The 1764-nt window shown below is 41.6% G+C and carries 1 protein-coding gene; it reads left to right on the top strand.

What is annotated here, in order from left to right; translation table 11 throughout:
* Positions 1 to 175: 175 nt before the first annotated feature.
* A complete protein-coding gene (gene mnmE / locus ABYB02_RS16890) occupies positions 176 to 1540 on the top strand; it encodes a tRNA uridine-5-carboxymethylaminomethyl(34) synthesis GTPase MnmE (RefSeq protein ID WP_086996465.1) in 1365 nt (454 codons plus the stop codon).
* Positions 1541 to 1764 lie beyond the last annotated feature (224 nt).

The following is a 1764-nucleotide window of genomic DNA, read 5'->3' as shown; positions in this document are numbered from 1 at the left end:
CCGTGGCATGGAAAAGAAAGGTATTAAAGTAAGAGGCTAATTAAGCTCCTACTTATATAAAGGCGACTTCGGTCGCCTTTTTTATTACCTGTTTTTCACCACAGCTATTCGCTACAAATAAATCCATAGGTTACAATACCGCCATAAAGTTACTCATTGTTGGCAAATTAATAGCATGATCAATCAAGACACAATTGCAGCACAAGCAACAGCCCCCGGACGTGGTGGTGTTGGTATTATTCGCGTTTCAGGCAGCCTTGCTAAAAGTGTTGCCGAAAAAGTAGTAGGTAAAATACCTAAAGTTCGCTACGCCGATTATGTGCCATTTAAAAGCCTTGCTGGCGAGCAACTTGATCAAGGTATTGCCATTTACTTTGCCGGCCCTAACTCATTCACTGGTGAAGATGTACTTGAACTACAAGGCCACGGCGGTCCTGTAGTACTGGATATGTTACTTAAAGAAATTAGTAAAATAGAGGGCGTTCGTTTAGCAAAGCCTGGGGAGTTTTCTGAACGTGCATTTATGAATGACAAGCTTGATTTAACACAAGCAGAAGCCATCGCCGATTTAATTAATGCAACCTCAGAGCAAGCCGCTAAAAGTGCCCTACAGTCTCTTCAAGGTGAATTTTCTAAGCACATAGAAACACTTGTAGAAAAAGTAATTCACTTGCGTATGTACGTAGAAGCCGCAATTGATTTTCCCGATGAAGAAATCGATTTTTTATCTGACGGTAAAGTTTCTGGCGATTTAGATGCCATTATTGCCCAGCTCAATACGGTAACCGATCAAGCTAAGCAAGGCAGCATAATGCGCGAAGGTATGCGGGTTGTTATTGCCGGTCGCCCTAATGCGGGTAAATCAAGCTTATTAAATGCCCTTGCTGGGCGAGAAGCCGCTATTGTAACCGAAATTGCCGGCACTACACGTGACGTACTACGTGAACATATACATATAGATGGCATGCCACTGCATATTATAGACACAGCAGGTCTGCGTGAAAGCCCTGATTTAGTAGAACAAATAGGTATTGAGCGCGCATGGGATGAAATAAACCAAGCCGACCGAGTGCTGTTTATGCTTGATGGAACCGACACTATTGATACTGATCCCCATAAAATTTGGCCAGAATTTATGGCTAAATTACCCGTTGGATTAGGGGTTACAGTGATTAGAAATAAAGCCGATTTATCGGGCGATGTTGTTGGTATGGAGCAAAATCAGCAATACCCGGTCATCAGTTTAAGTGCTAAAAATGCCGATGGTATTGAGCTGGTTCGCGAGCATTTAAAAGCCTGTATTGGTTTTGATGGTGCAACAGAAGGCGGCTTTATGGCACGTCGTCGCCACCTTGATGCGCTTGAGCATGCAGCGTACCACTTAGATACAGGTAAAGCTCAGTTAGAAATGCATATAGCGGGCGAAATACTCGCCGAAGAATTGCGTTTAACCCAGCAATATCTAAACGAAATTACCGGTGAATTCACCTCTGATGACCTACTTGGAAAAATATTTAGCTCGTTTTGTATTGGTAAATAAGTTGCCAAATATATTTTAAAGAGCCCTAGAGGCTCTTTTTTATTGTCAAAATCCCCTGCTTTCACTACCTATTTCCTCCCTAAAAACAGCTTTATTGCGCTAATATTAATGCCTGATAAGAGCTGGCCAGTCTTTATTTGTTAGAGTAATGTCGTTTTAACTAAAAATAATGCCACTTTAATAGCTATAAAACGGCTAATTTATAGCATTAACGCAGTCTGTTT

Source organism: Pseudoalteromonas sp., from assembly GCF_041613455.1.
In the GTDB taxonomy this organism is placed as follows: domain Bacteria; phylum Pseudomonadota; class Gammaproteobacteria; order Enterobacterales; family Alteromonadaceae; genus Pseudoalteromonas.
Note: the sequence above shows the minus strand (reverse complement) of the source record. Positions and strands in the feature narration are given on the sequence as shown.